This is a genomic window from Sheuella amnicola, from assembly GCF_010499255.1.
Lineage (GTDB): Bacteria > Pseudomonadota > Gammaproteobacteria > Burkholderiales > Burkholderiaceae_B > Zwartia > Zwartia amnicola.
The window spans coordinates 97,393-120,530 of record NZ_JAAGRN010000009.1; the positions used below are offsets into that span (position 1 = coordinate 97,393).

The 23,138-nt window shown below is 49.0% G+C and carries 23 protein-coding genes; 10 read left to right on the forward strand and 13 right to left on the reverse strand.

The features are described 5' to 3' along the window. Positions 1-55: 55 nt before the first annotated feature. From G3I67_RS12835 to G3I67_RS12845, 3 genes are read left to right on the forward strand one after another with little or no spacing between them, the layout of a single operon-like run. Positions 56-457: a carboxymuconolactone decarboxylase family protein gene (locus tag G3I67_RS12835; RefSeq protein WP_163655927.1), complete on the forward strand. Its 402-nt coding sequence runs from the start codon at positions 56-58 to the stop codon at positions 455-457. A 36-nt stretch (positions 458-493) separates the two neighbouring features. After that, entirely contained in the window at positions 494-1,369 is an 876-nt protein-coding gene (locus tag G3I67_RS12840) for an NAD(P)-dependent oxidoreductase (protein WP_163655977.1), read from the forward strand. Positions 1,370-1,382: 13 nt separating this feature from the next. Further along, positions 1,383-2,357 (forward strand): Bug family tripartite tricarboxylate transporter substrate binding protein, encoded by a 975-nt coding sequence (locus G3I67_RS12845; protein WP_163655928.1) that lies wholly within the window; start codon positions 1,383-1,385, stop codon positions 2,355-2,357. A gap of 6 nt (positions 2,358-2,363) precedes the next feature. Here the strand turns inward: G3I67_RS12845 and G3I67_RS12850 are convergent, their stop codons facing one another. Then, positions 2,364-3,380 (reverse strand): extracellular solute-binding protein, encoded by a 1,017-nt coding sequence (locus G3I67_RS12850; protein WP_163655978.1) that lies wholly within the window; start codon positions 3,378-3,380, stop codon positions 2,364-2,366. A 134-nt stretch (positions 3,381-3,514) separates the two neighbouring features. Between G3I67_RS12850 and G3I67_RS12855 the strand changes: the two genes are divergently transcribed. From G3I67_RS12855 to G3I67_RS12865, 3 genes are all read left to right on the forward strand, one after another. Beyond that, positions 3,515-4,231: an MgtC/SapB family protein gene (locus G3I67_RS12855; RefSeq protein ID WP_163655929.1), complete on the forward strand. Its 717-nt coding sequence runs from the start codon at positions 3,515-3,517 to the stop codon at positions 4,229-4,231. Between the two features lie 81 nt (positions 4,232-4,312). Next, positions 4,313-4,750: a LexA family protein gene (locus tag G3I67_RS12860; protein WP_235931921.1), complete on the forward strand. Its 438-nt coding sequence runs from the start codon at positions 4,313-4,315 to the stop codon at positions 4,748-4,750. Between the two features lie 2 nt (positions 4,751-4,752). Further along, positions 4,753-6,051 (forward strand): Y-family DNA polymerase, encoded by a 1,299-nt coding sequence (locus G3I67_RS12865; RefSeq protein WP_163655931.1) that lies wholly within the window; start codon positions 4,753-4,755, stop codon positions 6,049-6,051. A 51-nt stretch (positions 6,052-6,102) separates the two neighbouring features. Here the strand turns inward: G3I67_RS12865 and G3I67_RS12870 are convergent, their stop codons facing one another. From G3I67_RS12870 to G3I67_RS12880, 3 genes are read right to left on the reverse strand one after another with little or no spacing between them, the layout of a single operon-like run. After that, positions 6,103-6,906: a hypothetical protein gene (locus tag G3I67_RS12870; protein WP_163655932.1), complete on the reverse strand. Its 804-nt coding sequence runs from the start codon at positions 6,904-6,906 to the stop codon at positions 6,103-6,105. A 60-nt stretch (positions 6,907-6,966) separates the two neighbouring features. After that, positions 6,967-7,779 carry a transporter gene (locus tag G3I67_RS12875; RefSeq protein ID WP_163655933.1) on the reverse strand — a complete coding sequence of 271 codons (813 nt, stop codon included), beginning with the start codon at positions 7,777-7,779 and terminating at the stop codon, positions 6,967-6,969. 23 nt (positions 7,780-7,802) lie between these two features. Then, positions 7,803-9,515, reverse strand: coding sequence for an amidohydrolase (locus tag G3I67_RS12880; protein WP_163655934.1), 1,713 nt, complete (start codon positions 9,513-9,515; stop codon positions 7,803-7,805). Between the two features lie 632 nt (positions 9,516-10,147). On the opposite strand from G3I67_RS12880, the gene G3I67_RS12885 reads away from it, so the two are divergent. Further along, a complete protein-coding gene (locus tag G3I67_RS12885; RefSeq protein ID WP_163655935.1) occupies positions 10,148-11,281 on the forward strand; it encodes a sensor histidine kinase in 1,134 nt (377 codons plus the stop codon). Continuing rightward, on the forward strand, positions 11,278-11,925 hold the full coding sequence (locus G3I67_RS12890) for a response regulator transcription factor (protein WP_163655936.1): 648 nt from the start codon (positions 11,278-11,280) through the stop codon (positions 11,923-11,925). Before G3I67_RS12885 ends, G3I67_RS12890 begins: the two co-directional genes overlap by 4 nt. 11 nt (positions 11,926-11,936) lie before the next feature. On the opposite strand, the gene selB is transcribed toward G3I67_RS12890, so the two are convergent. Both selB and G3I67_RS12900 read right to left on the reverse strand, forming a co-directional pair. Then, a complete protein-coding gene (selB, locus tag G3I67_RS12895; RefSeq protein WP_163655937.1) occupies positions 11,937-13,847 on the reverse strand; it encodes a selenocysteine-specific translation elongation factor in 1,911 nt (636 codons plus the stop codon). Positions 13,848-13,900: 53 nt separating this feature from the next. Then, a complete protein-coding gene (locus G3I67_RS12900) occupies positions 13,901-14,830 on the reverse strand; it encodes an NAD(P)/FAD-dependent oxidoreductase (protein ID WP_163655938.1) in 930 nt (309 codons plus the stop codon). Positions 14,831-14,996: 166 nt separating this feature from the next. On the opposite strand from G3I67_RS12900, the gene G3I67_RS12905 reads away from it, so the two are divergent. Beyond that, entirely contained in the window at positions 14,997-15,998 is a 1,002-nt protein-coding gene (locus G3I67_RS12905; RefSeq protein ID WP_163655939.1) for a LysR family transcriptional regulator, read from the forward strand. A 59-nt stretch (positions 15,999-16,057) separates the two neighbouring features. Here G3I67_RS12905 and G3I67_RS15155 read toward each other — a convergent pair whose 3' ends face one another. Further along, positions 16,058-16,588: a UGSC family (seleno)protein gene (locus G3I67_RS15155; protein WP_273701386.1), complete on the reverse strand. Its 531-nt coding sequence runs from the start codon at positions 16,586-16,588 to the stop codon at positions 16,058-16,060. A 19-nt stretch (positions 16,589-16,607) separates the two neighbouring features. Beyond that, complete coding sequence (locus G3I67_RS12920; RefSeq protein WP_163655942.1) at positions 16,608-17,660, reverse strand: hypothetical protein; 1,053 nt, start codon at positions 17,658-17,660, stop codon at positions 16,608-16,610. 271 nt (positions 17,661-17,931) lie between these two features. On the opposite strand from G3I67_RS12920, the gene G3I67_RS12925 reads away from it, so the two are divergent. Then, a complete protein-coding gene (locus tag G3I67_RS12925) occupies positions 17,932-18,942 on the forward strand; it encodes a Bug family tripartite tricarboxylate transporter substrate binding protein (RefSeq protein WP_235931922.1) in 1,011 nt (336 codons plus the stop codon). Between the two features lie 12 nt (positions 18,943-18,954). Here the strand turns inward: G3I67_RS12925 and wrbA are convergent, their stop codons facing one another. The 5 genes from wrbA to G3I67_RS12950 form a co-directional block, all read right to left on the reverse strand. Further along, positions 18,955-19,557 carry an NAD(P)H:quinone oxidoreductase gene (gene wrbA, locus G3I67_RS12930; RefSeq protein WP_163655943.1) on the reverse strand — a complete coding sequence of 201 codons (603 nt, stop codon included), beginning with the start codon at positions 19,555-19,557 and terminating at the stop codon, positions 18,955-18,957. A 114-nt stretch (positions 19,558-19,671) separates the two neighbouring features. Then, positions 19,672-20,769 carry an alpha/beta hydrolase gene (locus G3I67_RS12935; protein ID WP_311197117.1) on the reverse strand — a complete coding sequence of 366 codons (1,098 nt, stop codon included), beginning with the start codon at positions 20,767-20,769 and terminating at the stop codon, positions 19,672-19,674. A gap of 146 nt (positions 20,770-20,915) precedes the next feature. Then, a complete protein-coding gene (locus tag G3I67_RS12940; protein ID WP_163655944.1) occupies positions 20,916-21,299 on the reverse strand; it encodes a VOC family protein in 384 nt (127 codons plus the stop codon). A gap of 203 nt (positions 21,300-21,502) precedes the next feature. Next, positions 21,503-22,306 carry a phosphonate ABC transporter, permease protein PhnE gene (phnE, locus tag G3I67_RS12945; protein ID WP_163655945.1) on the reverse strand — a complete coding sequence of 268 codons (804 nt, stop codon included), beginning with the start codon at positions 22,304-22,306 and terminating at the stop codon, positions 21,503-21,505. After that, on the reverse strand, positions 22,303-23,136 hold the full coding sequence (locus G3I67_RS12950; RefSeq protein WP_163655946.1) for a PhnE/PtxC family ABC transporter permease: 834 nt from the start codon (positions 23,134-23,136) through the stop codon (positions 22,303-22,305). The genes phnE and G3I67_RS12950 overlap by 4 nt, the downstream gene beginning before the upstream one ends. Positions 23,137-23,138 lie beyond the last annotated feature (2 nt).

The following is a 23,138-nucleotide window of genomic DNA, read 5'->3' on the forward strand; positions in this document are numbered from 1 at the left end:
CACCCTCTCAATACACTCTTTTCGATCGATACCAAATAATTAAAGGAAGTCCGAAATGAGTAAAGACTTATTCAAGCGCGGCGAAGAAATCAGAAATGAAGTGCTTGGTGCAGATTATGTGAAAAATTCGACAGCTTCGACTGATGCGTTTAGCGAACCCATGCGAGCCTTCGCCATCAAAAACCTTTGGGGTGACATCTGGGATCGTCCAGGACTTGACCGTCGTTCACGTAGCTTGATCAATCTCGGAATACTGGCTGCGTCCAATCGTCCGGCGGAATTGAAAATCCATATTCGCGGTGCATTGAACAATGGACTAACTCGAGAAGAAATCGGAGAGGCCTTTCTGCAGGCTGCTCTTTACTGCGGCATTCCGACAGGCAGTGAATGCACCCGTATCGCAAAACAGTTGTTTGCCGAAATAGATGCGGCCGCCACCAATCAGGATAAGCAGTAAATATTTCGAATCAAGGTTAAGAATCAAATGAATACATTGAAGACAGTCGGCGTCATCGGCCTGGGCAAAATGGGGCGGGGCATGGCCGCATCGCTCAAGCGTGCAGGTTTTCACGTAATCGGTAACGATGCCAATGGCGAGCTCGCACAAACGGTTGCAAAAGAAGAAGGAATTCAAGTAATTAGCCAAGTGAATGCGTTACTTGCATCCTGTGATGCAATCGTTTTATCGCTCCCCACTTCCGCAATCGTTCGCTCACTTGTCGAAGGTCCATCGGGAATTGCGGCCACGGCAAAACCCGGCATATTGATCATCGACACCACAACAGCCGAACCGAACACAACGAAAGAGCTGGCGAAAACCCTAGCGGATAAAGGTCTGAGATTTATCGATGCCCCCGTCAGTGGTGGTGCACGCGGCGCGGCATCTGGTGAACTGACCATGTTTCTGGGAGGATCCGCAAGCGATATCCAATATGCCACGCCTATTCTGGCCGCATTGGGGACAAAGCGATTCCATATCGGAGGAGTTGGTGCCGGTTGCGTGGCCAAGTTGGCGAACAATATGCTAACGGGCATCAACCTGCTGGCCGCAAGCGAGGTCTTTCGCGTTGCCAAAGCGGCGGGGGTGGATACCGCAAATCTGATCGAATCGATCAATGCTGGATCGGGACGATCAGGCGTGACGATGTACAACTATCCCAGTCGAATCCTGAATAACGCCTTTGATTCCGGGTTCACGATGCAACTCATGCGCAAGGATATCCGTCTTGCTGTCGCGATGATGCAGGATCAAGGACTGGACCTGCCAATTATCTCGAATGCGGGCCGCACTTGGGCTGATAGTGCTGCGTTATTAGCAGATACCGAAGACTTCAATCGAATCGTTGAACTGGATGTCAATAAAAACTGATCGGAGAAAGATTATGAAGAACATGAAAAATTTATGTAGCGGACTGTTTATCGCCTTATCCGTACTGTTTGGTCAGTCGGCTCTTGCACAATATCCAACTAAACCAATCAGATTGGTTGTGCCTTTCGCAGCAGGAGGCACCGTCGATACGGTTGCCAGAATCATCGCTCCCGGCCTAGGGGACAGCCTTGGTCAAACTGTCGTCATCGAATACAAAGCGGGCGCGGCCACAATTGTCGGAGCAGATTATGTTGCCAAGTCGGCTCCTGATGGATATACGCTCTTGCTGGGAACTGCCACGACGTTTTCCGTCAATCCGATTCTGTATAAAAAACTCCCTTACAACGAAGAAACAAGTTTCACCCCGATAGGTATCGTTGGTTCGACCGGATTGGTTCTGTTGGCAAATCAAAATGTGCAGGCCTCGACCTTGGCCGAGTTATTGAAATCGATTAAAGCGAAGCCAAACGATTTTTCTTACGGCTCGCACGGCAAAGGGTCGACGGTTCATTTCGCAGCCGAAATGCTTTGGTCCTCCGCGAAAGTCAATGTCGTGCATGTGCCTTATAAAGGCGGGGCACCTGCATTGACCGATTTGGCAGCCGGTCAAATCCCTCTTGGATTCGATGCGATTCCCGCTGCCGCCGCTGCAGTTAAAAATGGAAGAATCAAACCTATCGCGGTGACGACTTCCTCACGTTCGCCAATGTTCCCTGATGTGCCCACCATAGCTGAAAGCGGCTTCCCTGGATTCAAGATGGAATCGTGGTTTGCAATAGTTGGGCCAAGTGGCCTGCCATCCGATATTCAACAAAAGCTTGAAAAAGCGCTAGCTACAACTTTGGCAAATAAAGAAACGCTGAGCAAACTTGCCACAGCGGGAATCGCGCCCGGTTTTCAACCTCCGGGCGCTTACCTGCCTTTAGTGCGTAGTGATATTGCAAAGTTGAAACCGATTGCGGAAAAGGCCAACATGCAGCAGGATTAAACAGGCTTATTGGTCGAACCCAACTCGATCAACAAGCTTGCTTGCCAGTTGCCGATTCTTCACGATTTCGTGAATGACGCTCATGTCGGGGTGCAATGGACCAAAACTCTTCATGAGCGGATCGATCGCAACGCCCGGCTTGACCGGATATTCATGGTTGACCTTTGCGTACATTGACTGCGCCTTGTCCGATGCGAAAAACTCCATCAGTTTGATCGCATTCGCCTGATTGGGCGATGACTTTGCCAACGAAACTCCGGTAATGTTGACAAATGTCGCGCCTGATTTTTTGAAAGTTGGGCGTACAACCGAAATCGCATCGCCCCACTTGCGGGCATCGCTACCGTCAGATGCCGATTTCATCTGGCCTGCGTAATACGCGTTCGCAATACCAATGTCGCATATACCGCCAAGTATGTCCCTAGCGACGTCACGGTCACCGCCTGTTGCTTTTCTCGCCAGATTACTCTTGACGCCACGCAACCACTGCTCTGTTTCCGCTTCTCCGTTATGCGCAATCATGGCGGCAATCAACCCCAAGTTATATGGATGCTGTCCGGATCGAATGCACACCTTACCCTTCCATTCCGGTTTGGCCAGGTCTTCATACTGAAAGCTTTTGATGTCCAGATTTTTATTCGCATACAAAACACGATCTCTCAACGAAAGCGCAAACCAGTGCCCTTTTGCTCCGCGCAAATCCACCGGAATCGACTCATCCAGCTCTTTATTGACAACGGGTTGAGTCAACCCCTTATCCACCAACTCAAGCAGATTCCCTATGTCAACTGTCATCAGCACATCGGCGGGCGAATTGACGCCCTCCGCCTTGACGCGCTCTGCCATGCCGTCCTTAAAGAACGCAACATTCACCTTCACGCCTGTCGATTTGGAAAACTCGTCCAACAAAGGCTGAATCAGTTTTGGCTCGCGAGTCGTGTAGAGATTAATTGAACCGGAAGTTTGCGCATTGGCAGGATGCGAACACACTCCAAGCACCGCCGAAATCAATACACCCGCCATCTTTTGACGGTGCGACGGGTTAAATCTGAGTGCCATGATGATTTCCTGAATAAATGGTAATGATAATGATTCGTATTTGATAAAGTATACATTAAACTTCGATCTGTGCAAGTGAAATCACCCATCGGATCATCATGCAAATCATCGCAAACTTGAACCTCGCCTCGGCACTCGATACTCTGATCAGCTTGTTATCTGCCTTTGTACTGGGCGGGATCATCGGTCTGGAACGTCAATACCGCCAAAGAACAGCCGGTCTGAGAACCAACGTGCTCGTGGCAGTAGGAGCAGCCATTTTCATCGACATAGGAAACCGGATCGGAGGAAATGAAGGAATTGTCCGCGTCGTAGCCTATGTCGTTTCGGGCGTCGGGTTCCTGGGCGCGGGGGTAATCATGCGCGAAGAAGGCAATGTCCGGGGAATCAATACCGCCGCAACCTTGTGGGGGTCAGCCGCGGTTGGTGCCTGCGCCGGTGCCGATCTGATTGTCGAGGCGGTACTCGCCACGATATTCGTACTCGCTGCAAATACTTTGCTGCGTCCCGTAGTTAACCGAATCAACCGGCAACCGATGGACACCGAGTCCGTCGAGGTCACCAATACCGTCTACGTCATCGCCCCACTCGCTCGGCAAAAAGAAGCCATGCAACGCCTGGCAGATGCGTTGGAACAAGCAAATTACCCGGCGCATAGCCTTGAAGTCGAGGCCTTTGGTGATGACGCCGTTCAAATTGAAGCAACCTTGTCGGCAACAGCCATTGATGGCGATCAGATAGACATGATCATTCAAAAACTGCAACAACAGGCGTGCATCAACCAGGCGTACTGGAGCCCCAGCACGACAGAGTGAATGTTTTAATGATGGCTGTATACTGTATATATGTACAGTATACAGCCATCAGCCATCTTGCCGACAAAGTCGGAGCCCACTTTGAGTCAAACGCCGCAAACTGTGGCGTCGGAACCGGCTGCACTCAATTTACGGCTGATGGCACATCGCATCAGCGCCGGGTTCCCCTCGCCCGCTGCCGACTACATCGAAGTCGGACTGGATCTGAACGATTACCTCGTGCGCAACAAACCCGCGACCTTTCTGTTTAACGTCAAGGGAGATTCGATGAGCGGAGCCAGCATCGAAGAAGGCGACAAAGTGATCGTGGATCGCGGATTGAATCCGAAACATAACGACATCGTGGTGGCCGTAGTCGATGGCGACTACACGTTAAAGCGCTTATATCAACATAGGGGACGCGTCGAACTTCGCGCGGAAAACCCAAACTATCCGGCCATTGAATTCAAAGACGGACGAGAACTGTTCGTATGGGGGGTGGTGATCGGCGTAGTTCGTCGCTATGCGATGCGGGGGTAAAGATGTCGACGGCGATCAGGATTGGCGCTCAATTCGCACTGGTGGATGTCAACAACTTCTACGTCTCGTGCGAACGCGTATTCAGGCCCGAACTTGAAGGCATTCCGATTGTGGTCCTGTCGAATAATGATGGCTGTGCAGTCGCGCGCAGCAATGAAGTCAAAGCGCTTGGGGTCAAGATGGGTACGCCATGGTTCAAGATGAAAGATCTTGCCCGCAAGCACGGAATTCTGGCCTTTTCATCCAACTACGCTCTGTACGGAGACATGAGCAACCGGGTCGTGCAAATTCTTAGGGACTTCACCCCTGACATAGAGGTCTACAGCATCGACGAGTCGTTTCTGCGCATTGAAAACGTTGCACACCTATACGGCGGCGCAATGGCGATGGGACAACAAATCCGTCAACGAATTCGGCAGTGGGCGGGATTGCCTGTATGCGTCGGCATCGCTCCGACAAAAACGCTAGCGAAGTTCGCTAATCATCTGGCTAAAAAAAATATGGAATTCAATGGCGTCTGCGATCTGCATATTATCCCCCGCCCCGATCGTCTTGCATGGATGAGTCGGGTCGAGGTCGGCGAAGTCTGGGGCGTTGGCGCGCAGATCCGCAAACGTCTCGATGCAATCGGCATACAGACCGTGCTTGATCTGCGCAACGCCTCGCCAAAAGAAATCCGCACCCACTTCGGTGTCGTCATGGAAAGAACATGCAATGAGTTGCGCGGGATTTCGTGCCTTTCACTCGAAGAGATGCACCAGCCCAAACAACAGATCATGTCCTCACGCAGTTTCGGCAGACCTATTGAATGCATCGAGGAATTAAAAGAGGCTGTTGCCACATATGTAACACGCGCAACCGAAAGTTTAAGAAGACAATGTTCGGTAGCAGCTGCTATTTACGTCTTCATACAAACAAATCGGTTTAACCGGGACAAGCAGTACAGTGCCGGCCTGACAGTACCCACAATGGATCCGACCGACGATACGCGAACGTTGACTCGCGCGGCATTAAGCGGACTCACCCTCATCTACCGCCCAGGTTACCGATATAAAAAAGCGGGTGTGATGCTGATGTTGTTGTCAGACAAGCATACGCGTCAGTCATCCCTGTTTGACGATTCGATCGGAAATCAAAGATCGAGCGAACTGATGTCCACAGTCGACCTGATCAACGCCGACTTCGGTCGGGGAACACTACGTTGGGGGGCTAGCGGAATCGGGACGGGATGGTCCATGCTGTCCGAAAACAGATCACCACGCTACACCACGCGTTGGGACGAATTGCCGATCGTTGACTGAAACGATCGGCATGCACACTTACTTCTGCCCGGGGTACGCCCTCTTTCACCCTCAAAACTTAAATGTCACACCAACTCCGGCACCAAACAAATCCAGATTGGTTGTCACGCCTTGATTCTTCTGTTTGTAGTAAAGGTTTTTAACGACGAGTTCCACATCGCCCCAATCAAATGCGCGCCCCACCCCCAAATAAGCTTGGGTCGTGACCTGTGTGTTGCCGCCACCGCCGCCAACATCCACATAGAACGGTACAAAGTACTCGCTATCCGAAATGCGAAAGCGTCCTTTGACGCCCACAACAGGGTCCGTCACAGTGGTGTTAATGTTTTTTCGAAGTAGCGGATATCCATCAACGTTAAAGCTCGTCGACCCATTGTTGTTTAACACTCGTGCACCAAGCAACGCATCCAGATAGACATCTTTTGAGTTGTGCAGCGTATAGCTCGCCGTCACCGTATATATACCCAGGGACAATGATGTTTTGGAGCCTAGATCGACATAATTGCCAACGGGGTGCGATGAAGTTTTGGTGATATCGGCGTACATCAAGTCAGCCGATAAGCCCCAATTACCCTTATGAACTTCGCCAATTAGCATCGCGCCCATATTCAGGGTCGACAATAATGAAGAGGTGTCGATATTTGCGCTGACTAACTCATTGCCACCATGATAGACACTACCGTTGACATTCAAGGCCCAAAGATATGGCGTAATCGATCCACGCCAGTCATTTGAGACCTGAGGAATCGCGACCGGTTTCTTTATTTCATCAGCCCAGGCAGCAACTCCAACTCCTGAAGTCATTGTCACTAGACATAAGGCCAGTGCATTTTTAAAGTATCTTGCATTACGCATTTGGCAATCTCGTTTTTCTTCGGTCATATCACTTGCGCTTAACGGCGCTTAAATTCCAACTTATTCGGGAATGATAAAGGTGATGCTCGCCCGACCACCCCAACCACTGGGCCCACCAGGCACACTACTCAGGTAGTAGCGTGCACCAACAGACAGGGAAACCGGTGTTTCGCCAAACTTAACCAGCTTGGAAACGGTGAAATTCATGGGGTTCTCAGCCCGACGCGTGTCCCAATTAAATGTGGATTGAGTATTCAGGGAATACGTCCACGCATTCTGCGTAACATAACTGATAAATGGTTGGTAATACAAGTTGTTGGCAGTGCCATAACTGGCATCGCCTCCAGTGCTCCATGTGTTGTATGTCAGTAAGCCGATTGTCCAGGGTGCCTTCATCGCCAAGCCAACCGCGCTCACGCCTACACCGGTTTGGGCGGTTCCGAAATTTTTCCCGGATAAGGATGGAGTGCTCACGACTGGTCCAACACCCCAGATATATTCACTTGCAGCGCGGGGCGAGAAAAATGTTTCCACGACCACAGACCCAACGCCCGTTCCACTAAAGCCATCCACTCCACTTAAAGCTTGAAACGGGATAACCGGTCGAAGAATGTAATTCCAGTCATTATTCAGTTTGACCGGGGCAACGGGCTGTACGATCAACGAATTGCTCGTTCCCTTTTTATCAATTCCAATATTGGCGTCATAGTTGTATTGAAAAGGGACTGATATCAAGTCCGAGACAGGATTGGTCAATTTCGAAGCAAGATCTTTCGCATCATTACCCGACGATTGTGCAAAAGAAATGCACGAAATCAAACTTAAAACTAAACCCGAAATAATGGATTTTTCTATTGTTTTGATTTTGTGCATCACATTGTTCCTTTTAATAATGATCATTTAATCTTTTTTCCATCAATCCACGTTTCTTTCACTTGGATATCCCGAATCTCTTCAGGTTTTGTGGTTCGGGGATTCTTCGCCAACACAACAAAGTCCGCCTGCTTGCCAACCTCAAGGCTGCCCACCTTATCATCCGACATCACTTGATAAGCAGCATCGATAGTGACGGCTCGGATGGCATCATCCACTGTCACCCTTTGATCAGGACCTAACACCTTCGTGGGTGGCAACTGCCACTCTCGCGTGACGGCTTCAGAGATATAACTAAGCGGACCTACAGGTGAAACGGGCGTATCGCTGTGAAGCGTAAAGCGACCACCCGCCTTCTTGAAATCACCCGTAGGATCAATGCGATCAGCACGCTCGGATCCAATGAGGTGATTGTGGAAAGCCTCTCCCCAATAGCGAACATGATCGATCGTAAAACTTGGAATGACACCTAATTCGACAGCCTTTTTAACTTGATCCTTGTTATTGACGGTGAAGTGTTCAATCCTCAAGCGACGCTCTTGCGGTTTGGCACTACCCGAAAGCAATTTTGCGTAATTATTCAAGGTCTGATCAATTGCTTTATCTCCGTTCGAATGAATCGAAATCTGCCAGCCTTGATCAAAATATGGTTTCATCAAGCTCAGGATTTCATCATCCTTGTAGTCCAGATCGCCACTGAAAGTCGTTCCATGCGGATGAATATAAGGAGCATTCAAGGCCGCTGTCATTCCTTGCGTTGAGCCATCGGCGATGTATTTAATTCCGATAAAACGCAACCGGTCATCGCCTTCGTTAGGCTTGATACTCAAGTTACCCTTGGGTAATGCTTCCCCCCATAGATATCCACGCACTCTGACGGGCAATGCATCTGCGGCTGCCAATTTCTTGTAGATAGCGATCTCTTGATCCACTCCCAAATTGCTCCCGACACTCATTTCGGAGGCAGTTGTCACCCCTGTGGCGGCGACCTTCTTCATGGTCGACTGTATGGCACCAATCAGTTGCGCCTCGGAGGGCTGAGGCATTTTCGCCATAAATGGCAAATAAGATGTGGGTTCAATCAGTTTTCCGGTGAGATTTCCCTGCGCGTCTTTAACAAACACGCCTCCACCCACAGGATTAGGTGTCTTATTCGTGATGCCTGCCAACTCAAAAGCTTTACGATTGACATACGCGATATGGCCGGATTGATTAACCACAAAAATGGGCACTTCGGTGGATACCTTATCCAAAATATCTGCGTTTAGCTCAGCCAGGAAAGGATTGGTGCGTGACGGATCGACTCCAAACGCGGTCAACCATCCGCCAGCGGGAACGTTTTTTAAGTTGGCCTTCAACTTTTCAGTCAATGTCTCAATCGTGTCATACGGTAAGTTGAAATTGCTCAGGTTCGTCCATAACCCCTCAAACAACGATGTCACAATGAAATGAACATGTGGCTCGACAAAACCCGGCATAAGCGTCTGGCCCTTCAGGTCGACAACTGAGGTCTTATCAGACTTCCAGTTCTTCAATACGCTATCTTTGGTTCCGACAGCGACAATTTTGCCGTTTTGCACAGCCAATGCCTGAACCTCTTCATTCTTGGCATTTACAGTCAAGACAGGGCCGCCATAAAAAATGGTGTCAGCAGTACCGCCAGAATTACTGGCGAAGCAAGACAACGAAGAAAAACAAAACACGCTAATTGCAGATAATTTGGCAAAATTTTTCATAAAACGTCCTCCGGACTAACCGCTCGAAATAAATCAAAACTAAAACTGATAAAAATCAGATATCTTGATGTTTAAATTAATTACCAGTCCATGTGGACATCGTGCTCTTTAGCTGAAATTGATCAAAATTTGAGCCTTTGAGGCATCCGTGACATCAATCCATGAGCAATGCGTAAAGATTAAGGACTTTACCCATTTAAGACTATGTACTTGAGTACAGTAATTTCAAAACATATTGATTTAATTGAATAATTTATGAAACAAACGTTCACGCCAAAGCAATCCACAGTTTCTAAGTCAATGAAATGAATTCATTTATCACGTTGGTGATTATTTATGGCCTGCTGACGATAGGGTCGGCAAGCATCCTCTATTTTTCGTTCAGGGAACGAGTCGATGCGTCAGGGAAATATTTTTTGACGTCTGAATTACTCGTTTTGCCAGTCTTGTCTCAGGTGATCGCAACGAACTGGTATCCGGAACTGGGAATGAAGTGGTACATACTTTTCGCCGGAAATGCGTTTTACATTGCTTCCGAAATAGCCATTTTTTTTAGTATTTACACGCTCACCAGAAATGTGGACTTTATCAAGTTCGGCATCTCCCTATTCATTGGTTGTGGATATTGCGCATTGATCGAATATTGCCGCTTTCACATCAACCCAATGCTACCCATCCTGCTTTCGGGGATATCCTCCGCAAGTTTAGCCATCGCGACTTTTTATATTTGCATCACTTCAACGAATGAAGAACTGAAGTCCAATCTGTTTCTGAAATGGATTAGTTATCTGGAAATTATTTTGGTTGTTTTCGCTTTGTTTCGAATGGCGAGTTACTTCTCATCGACTCCAATTATGCCGCGACAACCGTCAACGGCGGTCGTGTTGTTGTACACGTTTTTTGTTTCAGTGAATGTTTTTAGATATTTTTTCTATCTATCCCTCAGAATCAGTTGGGTCAACCCCATCGCAGATCAGGCCAACCTATTAAATAAAAACCTGGTCAAAGTACTTGAGGACAAAAACAAATTATTGACTGGTCTGATCACCTCAAACAGAGCGTTAGGAATGAGCACGCTAGCCAGTTCACTGGCGCATCAGCTCAGTCAACCATTAACTGGTATTAATTTTCAAGCAGAGGCTATCAAGCGCGATTTAATAAAGATTGAAAATAATCAAAAAGCAGTATCGACTCTCGACAAGATGAGCATTGAACTTAACAAAGTTACCGATTTAGTCAAAAACCTAAGAAAGCTTTTCGAAAATCAGAACTCAGAATTTGAACCAATTAATTTGATTCAGATCAGTGAAGGGATTCTCGAAATTATCGAGCCCACTCTCAAATCCAATAAAATAAATCTTGTTAGGACGTACCACCACGACCTGGTCTGCATGGGCGATGCAATTCAAATTCAACAGGTATTGATCAACGTATTTAACAACGCAATCGACTCTATTAAAAGCAAAGTGAATACAGACGAATCAAATTCGAAAGAGATTCGTTTTGACATATCTCAAAATAATTCTTTCGCCATCCTTTCCATCGCCGACAGCGGCAGTGGAATTGATCCTGTTTTGCTGCAAAACATGTTCGAACTGTATAAGACAACAAAAAAAGGCGGACTCGGAATAGGTTTATGGTTAAGCAAAGAAATCATGGACAAGCACCAGGGCAACATCACTGCAAAAAACAATCCCGATGGCGGTGCAATCTTTGAAATTTGCATCCCACTCGCCCAGCGTTTCTCAGCTAAGGTGCACGAATGATCAAATCCAGAGTCATTCTCGTCGACGATGAAGCAGTCATACGGGACAGTCTTGGAGAGTGGTTATCCCTGGAATATGAAGTTTTATGCTTCTCATCGGGAGAGGCATTTTTAAATGCGATCAATCAATTCGATCCCGATGACGGAATACCAACTTGTATTCTTCTCGATTATCAAATGGATGGCATGAACGGAATCGAATTGCAATCAAGTCTTCAATCTCTGAATGTCAATTTTCCCATCATCTTCATCAGCGGTAACGCTAAAAAAGCCGACATCATTACGGCCTGGCATCATGGCGCTGTAGACTTTGTACTGAAACCCTTTACCACCGTACAGATCACTGAAGCTCTGGAAAAACAATTCAATTTATTGAAACAGCATTTATTACAAAAACAAGTATCGAATGCATCGGAGTCAATGTCTCAACTTCCCATCACCAAGCGCGAAGCTCAAGTTTTGGCACTACTCGGTCAGGGACATCAGCAAAGTGAAGTTTCGAAAAAACTGGGCATATCGGTACGTACAGTAAAAATGTATCGTTCCCTTCTGAAAAACAAGCTCAATCTAAACACTCTGATGGAGCTTGCCCGGTATTACGATCAGCACCGCAAGACGATCACAAAAATAGCCGGGAAAATATAGCGAACCATCGCTCAAAGAAATTCTTTAATACGCTTGCCAATCCTGCGACGATCGCCAAATCGCTGCGTCACTCCAAGCTGATCAAAGAACTCTAGGTAATGAATTGCAAGCCCACGTCCAGTTCCGATGGCGTCCCTGAATTGCGCTGCATTGAAAAAACCGCCCGGCTGTTTGTTTGCCACATCAACCAAAACTGCCGCGAGCCTTGTAAGCGTCTCTCTTAAGCAAAATCGATCAGGAGTAACTCGCCTGATGTCACCCGTTCTACTTTTACGATGAAGAAAGTCGCGTAATGGCTGTTCTTTGACCTTCAATTTTTCTGCCAGCACACCAACTAACGGAGTATTCACGCCGAATGAAAGCAATGTTTCGTGAACCAGCTTCCAAAGCATTTCGTCTTCCGGGTTTGCGGATACATCATGATCGCGAAGACTGACGACATCATTGGATAGCACCAACAACTTTCGGTTAGCCAAGTCCCGTATCAACGCCTGAAATGCTTCAAACGGAATGCGTTTTGTAATCATTGATCTTAAAGCAGACACTCCGATACCCGGGTCTTGAGGGTAGAGTGTGTGATGCTTGCGGACTTTTTCCAGCACACTCACTTTCAAAGCATCCGATGCGGCTCGCGAGATTCCAATCGGCATGGCTTTACCCAAGACAATCGCATCCGCATCACGAATCATGCTTCCGACATTTTGTTGCAACAGATTCATTGCCCGGCAAAACGAATGTATATCCACGCCTGCTTCACTCAGATCAAGCAATCCGGAAAGAATTTTCTCAGGCGTTGATCTTTCGTAGACTTGCATCTCAGCCTCTCTGACGCCCGCCCCGCGTCTTTGTTTGAGCGCAAAGGGATTCATGACTATGCCACCACCGATCGTACGAGTTGCCGATTGATCTCGAATAATGAATCGATCGCCATGCAATGCTGCTATTGGCTTATCGGTAATCAGCTGGACGTAGCGAGTCTGACCGGGTTCAATCTTGCCTTCGCCAGACACGACAACCCGCGCCAACACATCCGTCGTCCCCAAATGAAGATGAACACAAGACCAGTGCAACAATGAACGATCCTCTGATTCAATCACTTTAAGCCTGACATCCAAACGATTAGTCGGCGCATGCGTATTTGAATCCTGTATCCAGTTACCACGACCAGCTTCAGACACGTTCACGCCAACCAGATTCAAAGCACATCGTTGACCGGAATAGGCAAATTCAGTCGCCACACCATGAACCTGTATGCCTCTGACCCTGACTTGGATGCCTTCGGGCGATATCATCAACTGATCATCCACACTGACTTTTCCGCTATGAACCGTACCCGTTACAACAGTTCCACTCCCAGCTATGGTAAATGCCCGATCGATGGGCATACGAAATCCCTGAGAAATATCGTCTACGGAAGAAGATCGACCGGATAAATCAAACAGCCAATCTCGCACAGTCGAAATGCCATCGCCGGTTATGCAATTCACCCTGAAGACAGGAGCTCCAGCGATAGATGTGGAGTGGATCATCGCAGTGATATCAGCTGATACACCCTCGACCCTGGCGGCATCCACTTTATCCACTTTGGTAATCACGATTGCTGCACGTTCGACATTGAGCAAGTCCAGAATATGAAGATGCTCTAGGGTTTGGGGCATCAAACCATCATCGGCTGCGACGATCAATAGCGCGGCATTGATCCCGGTAACACCCGCAAGCATGTTACGCACAAATCTTTCATGTCCGGGGACATCGATAAAACTCACGCAACTATTCTGGCCAAGTTCGGCATGAGCAAAACCAAGATCAATCGTCATGCCGCGTGCGCGCTCCTCGGGCAGGCGATCCGTTTCTATTCCCGTCAGCGCCTTGATGAGGCTTGTTTTACCGTGATCTATGTGTCCTGCAGTAGCTACGATCATCGAATGTCATGCCATGGTTTGGCATAAAAGTAGTAGTGGCAATGGTCCGGATTTTAGGCGGATCTAGACTTTACATGCTTGGCCACCTGCCGAGCCTCTAGAACGGCGTCTTTCAGCCAACCACCGAATCCGGATCTAACCTGACCAATCGCCCAGAGACCGGAAATAGATGTTTCAAGTTCCGGACCGACTTTCAAATAGCCTGAAACATCACGCTCAACTTCTTTAGGGGCGATCGCACCGTTGGGTTCGAGCCCCGGCAGCGCGAACAAACCGGTTGCCTTCAATTGTGCGGATTCGCCTTGATCGTTTCGAACCGTCACACCGGTCATGCCCGTTTCATCCCCTAAAACTTCGATGATTGAATGATTCGGATGGAGAATGATTTTTGATTCCGACGTAACGCGCGAAATATAGTCGTCGCATGCCTTCAATCCAGTGCCTGGGTATACGATATGTACAGCGGCACATTCCTGCGCAAGCAGCAATGCATCCTGCAAGGCCCAATCACCGTTTCCTGCAACCACCACCTCTGCACCGGTAAACATTGGCGCATCGCAATCCGCGCAATGTGACACGCCTCGACCTTCAAGCTCGGCTTCACCAGGCACACCAAGTTTTTTCAACTTCGCTCCTGTGGCGATAACAACAAAACGAGCTGTTTGAGCCCCTGAGTCGGTATCCACTTCGAATCCGCCATCCACCCGACGAACGCAACGCACTTCAGCCTGAATACTTTTTACTCCAGCCCTTTTATTGCCCATTGCAAGCATACCGGCATAGTCCATGCCGGATAGGCCGTCGGCCTCTTCGAAATGTTCAAGCTCATTCACATTGACTACAAGGCCGCCGTAGAACTCGCTTTCGAATGTCGCAACGACAAGGCCAAGTTTAGCCGCCTCGGATGCGCAAGTCAGGCCTGCAAAACCTTCTCCGATCACGATCAAATCAAACGCGGGTGTCATCTTTTGTCCTTCTTCCATATCAACTTCAATCTTGCGACAGAGTAAATCTGGCAACGATTATTTACAATATTAATCTTTTACTATTTTTAATTTCATTAATTGCATAAATACATTTAAACTGTTTTAACCGCTGCCAGTGATTTCTCTTACTTAACGCTTTTGTGCCACCAGGACCGCTTTCAAGATGAAGAAAAAATCCGCCCCCTCTCTACTCCAATCTGGAACTATTCCGGACTTGAGTTCCCGCGAACTTCAAGCAGTCTGCACTATTGCCGAATACAACAGCTTCATGGCAGCGGCATTAACCTTAAGCATCTCTCAACCGGCCCTCACCCGCATGGTGCAGCGTGTCGAAAGCGCGCTAGGGCTAGAATTATTTCGTCGATCCACAAGAAGAATCGAAACAACACCCGCAGGACAGGAATTTATCGACCTGGCGAACAGAATTCTCTCCGACCTGCGGATTTCATATGAAAACATGCGTGACATTTCCGATGAACAACGCGGTCGTGTCATCATTTCCTCAGTGATGTCTGCAGCATATTCCCAATTGCCTCGACTAGTGGCAAGTTATCTTCTTAGTCGACCCAAAATTGAAATCCAGCTACGTGAAGGCGTGCACGGCACTGTCATGGAAGATGTACGCAGTGGCCTGGCAGATCTCGGCATCACATACCTGGACGAAGTTCCCAGAGAGTTCGCGACGATAGAACTGAGCACTGAGGGTTTTCACGTCGTCATGCCCAAGCAGCACCGCTTGGCCTGCCTGGATGAAATCCGAATCGAGGATATTGCGGATTGCACCCTCGTGTCGCTACCCAAGGAAGCCCACGCCCGAAAATTACTGGACGGTGCCGCATCTTTGGCAGGCTTCAGCCTTCACCATGCAATCACGGTGCATCAATTCGCCACAGTCATGCAATGCGTTCGGGCTGGGGTCGGCGTTTCGGTCGTACCAAGCGGAGCCGTGCCGGTGGCAGTCAGTGCGGGACTCATCTCTCGCCCCCTAGTCAAGCCGCACTTCGAACGATCAATGGGGATTTTGACCTTAAAAGATCGTGCGCTTACGCCCAGCGCAAAAGGGTTTCTGACTCATCTTCAATCAGATTGGCGAATCATTGAAGTCGGTTCAATGAAAGCGCCACTTAAACAGACAGGCAAAAAGCAGGTGAAACACTCAAACTGACTCATACAAATCGACCACCGTCTTTTAAAGACAAGGTGGTCGATAATGCCTGACAATCCTTACGCCTGGCGCTCAGTCAACAAAGACACAATACGCGCAGCCGCAACTACTGCCTTCTCGCGAAGTATTTCATCGCTATTATTTGCGATGGGATGACCAATCACAGCAAAAGGATACCCTGGCAAGCCATTAAGCTCTCCCATGACCTCGGCGCTGCGCACAAATCGATCGGTCATAATGCCGACGGCGGGAATCCCCAGACGCTCGGCTTCAATGGCGTCATGCAGACTGCACGACGAACAAGACCCTCAGTCGCCGGTTGCAGCCAAAATCGCGTCCGCGCCTGAGATACTCGCAAGCATTTCCGGCGGAACGGGTTTGGTTGCATCAGGCTTGCGCACACGCAAAAACTCACGCGCCCCGTGCTCTTTTTTCAAAATCTCGGCGATATAGTCGAACAACTTCGATGTACCGATCTTTGCGTTATCAATCATGCCGATGACGGCACCTTCCAGCGACTTCAGGGGAGGAGCAAGGCGCAACGCCTCCCCCTCAGCCGATAATCGCGGGTCCAGGACTCTAATAGTCATGCCTGCTCCTTTCACAACATCAAACAACGGTCACCGGCATAGTCACTGCCAGTGATTTTTTACCGTACCATGGCGGTGCAATCGCACCAAAACCTCCCGCCGGACCTCCTGCAGAAATCACAAGCAAGTCATCCGGACTACGCATCGCCTTATATATGCGCTCCTCGTCCTTCAGGCCTGCGATCGCTCCCTTGCCCACATCGCGCCACTGCTTGCGCCGCACTTCACAGCGATCAAACATATATTCGCGAATGTCCTGTTTAGTCCAACCTGCGGCATTGAAAATGTCCCGATGCTGCTTGGCAACCACCATTGCATAGTTACCCTCCCAGATTGAATATTCGAGCATATTGCTTCGAACCGCAGCTGAATATGTGTCCAGCAATTCTTTCGGATTATGCGTCCATTCGTTCATCACCTGATGCGGCGACTCGACCGACATCACAGTCACGGCAGATACACCTTCTGCGATTCCTCGCTCTTGCGCCAAGGGAATCCACTGACTTTCATCCTCATCCTCGGCAAGACAGAATGTGAATTTGCCGGGATGTCCAAGCGTTGCTCGATCAAGCTGCCCCGGAATGCCTCCTAATACATTTAATAGCATCAACCGCACGGTACGTCCGATGCTGGCATTTGCACGGCTACCGTTGGCCAAGGCATTATGCGTCGCGTTCATGCCGATCTGCTTGCGAATCGGACCATTCACAATGATCATCGGAGCGGCACCACCCGTACTACAAGTCGATCCATGCAAACCGAATTGGGGCTCGCACATCGCTTCGACAATAGCCCTGACAACAGGCATATATTCAGGCAGACATCCAGCCATGACTGCGGCAATTGCAACTTTCTCAGCTGTAATCCGGCGTCGACGTACCGGTTCGGTTCCAATCGTGTGCCCAGGCGGCAATCCCATGGAATCGCAAAACTGCCGGACCCTGGATTCAGTCGGCGGAACAATCGGCAGGCCATCAGTCCAACCATTACGCTGATAAAGCTCATTCACCTCGAAGGCATCTTCGACTTCAAGAACTGTACTGGTAAGAATGGAAAGATCTGATTCGCTCATGGAAACCTGTCATTACGCATCGAAAGCATTGGATCGTCCAACGAAAATCTAATTCTCAGTAAGGTTAGAGTTTCAACCCGATAGATGACAAGTCATTTCTATTTCACGCATTAATTACACATTTTGCATAAAACGGCACCCTTATTAACTTTTATAAAATTAAATACACAGTGATTATTGCGTTTTTTGAAACCATTAAGATAAATATTTCAATGTTGTGAGCTGAGCAACCGTTCTCTATGCTGGATAAAACAAGCCGTTGGAGACAAAAATGCTCAACTCAAATAAAAAAACACGAGTACTCGATGAACGACGCCGTCATTTAATCAAGGCCGGTGGCGGTCTGATGATTGCAGGGTTGGCAGCTCCAGGCAAATCACAAACAAACTACCCAAATAAGCCGATACGAATGGTGATTCCGTTTCCGCCGGGAGGTCCGACAGACATTGTGGGTCGCATTGTTGCCCACGGATTATCGGAGAGCTTCGGTCAAACAGTCACCATAGAAAACAAACCGGGAGCCAGCGGGATGATAGGGGCGGACATCGTCGCTAAAGCATCGCCCGACGGATACACACTACTGGTTAATGTTTCGGCACACGTAGTCAATCCGGCTCTATACAAAAATATGCCGCACGACCCGATTGCCGACTTCACTCCTATCACTAATTTGGCGTACACACCTATCCAACTGGTCGTAAGCGCAAATCTGCCCGTGTATTCGGTTGCCGATCTTATTAAGTTGATCAAATCGCAACCAGGTCGACACAACTTTGCGAGCTCAAGTCCGGGTGCCCCCGGACACTTGATGGGTGAACTGTTCAAGCAGGTAGCCAAACTGGATGTGGTTCCTGTACCTTACAAAGGCTCTGCACCTGCATTGACTGATGTCATCGGCGGACAAATCACATTCATGTTCGACTCGATGCCATCATCAATCAATCTAGTCAAAAGCGGTCGATTAAGATCCTTGGGCGTTTCATCACCCGAACGCCTGGCGATTCTTCCGGATGTACCGACGTTTGCGCAACAGAATTTTCCGACACTGAATCTTACGACCTGGTACGGAATGTGGGGACCGGCAAAGATGCCATCAGGATTAACTGAACAAGTCTATGCCGCAGTGAGCAAAGTGTTGTCGCAAGCCGATATCCGCAAGCGAATACAAGATGCGCTTGCGCAACCTGTTGGCGACACGCCTGAACAATTTAAACAGTATTGCGCCGCCGAGTCCCAGCGCTATGCATCGATCGTGAAGGCCGCCGGAATCAAAGTAGATTAAACGTCGAAAAAACTAACTTTTAAATAATTTCGTCGCAGTTTCGGCAATCAGTTTGCCTTGATATCTAGCACCGCCCAACTCGATAGCACTTGGTGGTCGCTGCCCTTGCCCGCCGGCAATCGTCGTTGCACCATATGGACTGCCACCAACGATTTCATCAATCGACATTTGCTCCTGATAGCTATAGGGCAAGCCGACAATAACCATGCCGAAGTGCATCAGGTTTGTGATGATGGAAAACAGAGTCACCTCTTGCCCTCCATGTTGGGTCGCTGTCGATGTGAATGCGCCGCCAACTTTGCCATTGAGTGCGCCTTTGGCCCAGAGGCCTCCAGCTTGATCCAGAAACGCAGCCATTTGACTAGGCATGCGACCAAAACGCGTCGGACAGCCTACGATGATGGCATCGTAATTCACCAGGTCCTGAACCGAAGCGACTGGAGCGGATTGATCGAGTTTGAAATGAGCGGACTTGGCGATCTCCGGAGGAACAGTTTCAGGAACGCGTTTGATATCAACTGTTGCGCCAGCAGATCTGGCACCTTCGGCAACCGCCTCGGCCATCTGCTCGATATGGCCGTATGTGGAGTAATACAACACGAGAACTTTGGACATTTTGAACTCCCGATGAAAAGCGAGTTAGGACATGCGGCATACTTACCACAAGTCAATCCTGTTTCAGTTGATGCTACTCCTTTGGAGTCAAAATTACACTTATTTTCGGAGCGACTACTGCAATTGCCGACTCTTGCGAATGAAATCAATCAGGATACGACTGACCTGTTCCGGCTGCTCCTGCTGCACCCAGTGACCTGCGCCATCAACCAATACAGTGCCTTGATATTGAGTGCACAGTCTTTGCTCCACCCGCTCTAATCCACCCGGAGTTTGATATACCCCCCAGTCAGACCGTCCGCCCATAAACATTGCGGGAACATCAATGGTACGTCCCGCGAAAATGGCTAAATCCTTGTCGCCGGGGTTCTTTCGATAGCCCTGCAGTCCACCTTGGAAACCTGTCCGCGCATACTCCTGTACGTATAACTTCAACTCCCGATCAGGCAACCACCGACAGGCAGCGATCGTTTCCGGCGTGGGCATTTCAGACTCCACCGATTCAGCCATGCCCTTATCGAGATCCATCACGTAGTAACGCGGCAGCTTTTCCCATTCGCTAGCGATCAGCGCTTTAAGTGGAAAAGGTTTATTTTGTACCCAGTCGGCACTTTTCATATGGTAGTAAGCACGCATGAAATCATGCAAACCTTGCCTGGGGTGCCAAATGTTTTCGTTCGCCGGTTCGGTCGCGTAGTAATTCATGTAGTACTTGCGGGGCGGATTGAGTCTGGCCAAGTCCTCGTTAATCGTCAAAGGTGCGACTGGTTTTGCAGGTACGTTAACTGTATTGAATGGCAACGACTCGGGCCCTCCCCTAAAGGGTGAGCTCATCATCACCACGGACTTAAAGACATCCGGTCGCGTCAATGCACACCAACCCGCAAGCGGTGAGCCTTGATCGTGTCCAATCACCGCAGCCACCTCACGATATCCCATCGCCATCACTAACGCGAGCATGTCGTGAATCTTATTGGGCGTGCTGAAGGGCCTTAAATCATCGTGATACCGCACATCTGATCCAGAACTACGTCCATACCCCCTGACATCCGGCGCAATCACGTGATAGCCGGCCTCAGCCAAAGGCACCATGACATGACGCCAGCTGTAAGCAAGCTCGGGAAAGCCATGAATCAAAAGCAATAGAGGGCGACCGGAAGTTTCATACCCGGCTTCCAAAACATGAAACGTCGCGTCATTTACGTCGCGCACGAATGTTGATCGCACACCCTGAGGTAGAAACTCTGAGGTAATTGGCTCAAAAATCAAAATACCTGCTCCTAATTAGCCTGCATGCCTGCTGTGTCGCTAATGCCAGCGAAGGTTTAAGCGCCGTGCGTGACTCGCTCGTTCGCTCGTTACTTGGGCTCTCTGAATATCGAACAAAGCTTGTTGCCGATAGGATCACGCAGATAGGCTAGATACATCCTTCCTGCCGGACCATCGCGCCAGCCTGGAGGATCTTCGCAAGTAGTACCGCCATTGGCAACACCAGCCGCATGAAACGCATTCACCTGATCGACTGATTTCGCAACAAAACCAATCGTGCCGCCATTTGCAGGCGTTGCCGGCTTTCCATCCAGAGGGAGCGTAAACGAAAAAGCACCCCCCGGCGTTCTGTAAAAGTACCTGGTATCACGATTGATTACACCGGGCGCGACTCCCAGCACGCCTAGCGTTGCATCGTAAAACTTTCTGGACGCCTCTAAATCATTCGCCCCGACCATGACATGATTAAACATAAGATCTCCGGATAAATTGGAATTACTTGGCAATACATTATCAGTAAAATGGGGCAAGAATACAAAAAGATCGCGTAGTTAGATCGCTTAAGTTAATCACTAGCGCCCTTCATTTGTATGAATTCAGATTCTCCAAGCAGAATGCGTAACAGCAACCTGCGGATTAAAAGCGATAGGGCTGGTCACGCGTGTTCGCAGAACAATCAACGAGACATACCCCGGCGGGCTAAGTAAGACAAAGAATCCACAAACACAACGAGCAAAATCATCGCGATCAAAATCGTGCTGGTCTCTCGCATATGAAACAAGCCCATGTGATAGGCCAGCATCTGGCCAAGTCCTCCGCCTCCCACCACCCCCAGGATCGCGGCGGCACGAATGTTGTTCTCCCAGCGATAAAGCGAATACGACATGAGCTGAGGCAAAACAATTGGAAATGTGGCGTACAAAAACACCCTAAATTCTGAAACCCCTTGCGCTCTTAATGCAGCCGCAGCGTCCTCTGGGGCATTTTCAATCGCTTCAGCAAATAGCCTGCCCAGAACGCCCGTTGTGTGTAGAGCTAATGCCAGCGTCCCGGCAAACGGACCAAGTCCCGCTGAAATTAACAACAAAGCTGCCCATACAAGCTCTGGAATTGAACGCAGGCCGTTAAGCAACAAGCGAGTTGGCAAGCGCCAAAGGGCACGATCGCCAGAATAAGTTTTGCTTGCGGGCAGAGCCAACAGCAAGCCAAAAAACATCGCAATCACGGTCCCCAATGCTGACATCGCCAAAGTCTCAAGGCTTGCCATTAAAAGCCGCCACAAAAATGCCGACTCCATATTCGGCGAAGAAAGCTCGCCGATAAACTTCCCCATCCGGACCGCACTATCCCAGGATAACAGCCTTGAAAGTTGTAAATCCAAACTCCAAAAACTTAGCAATGTAAGAACGACTAAAGATGCGGTCACCCAACAGACTGAACTGTTCCATCGAAGTAAATGATCGGGCCGCTCGCTGTTCACTGAATCACCTTACGAAGCCGGGAACTTAACAAATCTGCCAAACCCACAAGCAGCATAAATACGATTAGCATGGTGGAAACTTCTGCGCCATTGAACATCTTCATGGAGTTGTCCATCTGCTGGCCCAATCCACCTGCCCCAACGAATCCTAATACCGCGGAGGAACGTATCGCACACTCCCAGCGATACACCGTATAGCTCGTTAACTCCGTTGCATTTTGGGGCAGAAGGCCATAAAAAAAAGCTTGAATCCGACTACAACCGTTGCGCATAAGCGTATGTGTCGCATGGGACTCACCGCTTTCCAAAATTTCGCTGTAAACCTTTCCCAACATGCCGGCATAGGTTAAAGCAATCGCCAACACTCCAGCTGCTGGTCCAAGGCCCACCACGCGCACGAATACCAAAGCCCAAATCAGCTCCGGGATGCTACGAAGGATGATCATGGCCCATCGGATCAATTGCCTAATAACAAAAGGCAACACACCCATTCGTCCGCTCAGCAATGAGACTGAGAGCATGCTAGTGCCAGCAAGCGTCATTGGGATTGCCAGAACCAATGCGAGAAACATCCCTGCCGTTGCAATCGCTACAGTACGCCAAGCCTCCTTGGCCACCATCATCAGAAACTCAGGATCAAGCTTTGGAGGAAAAAAATCACCTAGAAACTTAGCGCTCACACGAAGATTATCGGGATCAAAAAATACCCAGGGTCTGAATTCTGTTGCAACAAGTGCCGGCAACATCAGCACCAAAGCAAAACTTGTCCAAAAGACTTTGCGTGACCAAGTCGGGTCGCGAAGCGATGGCGCGAAAATGACGGTCGACATGG